General features: G+C 47.4%; 1 protein-coding gene. It reads right to left on the bottom strand.

The genetic code is table 11. The features are described 5' to 3' along the window. On the bottom strand, nucleotides 1–304 hold a 304-nt coding region (locus tag A6D97_RS21970), incomplete at both ends, for a cadherin-like domain-containing protein (protein ID WP_170791807.1).

The raw sequence follows: 304 nt of genomic DNA, 5'->3' as shown, positions 1-304 counted from the left end.
GTTGTCGCCTTCAATGTCAGTAGCGCCTGTTAATAGGTCTGCATCGGTGAAGATAAGCGTTCCATCTTCTTCAACACTGAACTGTTGATCTTGAGGTACTGGCAAATCATTTACTGGGTTAACGGTTAGGTCTGCAGAAGCTTGAACCGTATTGGTGCCATCAGAGATATCGAAGCTGATATCGATGTCACCATTGAAGTTCTCATCTGGCGTGATGGTGAAGCTGCCGTCATCATTAGCTACAACCGTCGCATCTCCACCAACCGTAAGGTCGCTAGCTGTCAGGTCATCGCCTTCAACATCT

It is taken from the genome of Vibrio sp. ZF57 (genome assembly GCF_001691235.1).
Taxonomy (GTDB): Bacteria; Pseudomonadota; Gammaproteobacteria; order Enterobacterales; family Vibrionaceae; genus Vibrio; species Vibrio crassostreae_C.
The sequence above is the reverse complement of the archived record's forward strand: the minus strand, read 5'-3'. Positions and strand labels throughout refer to the sequence as shown.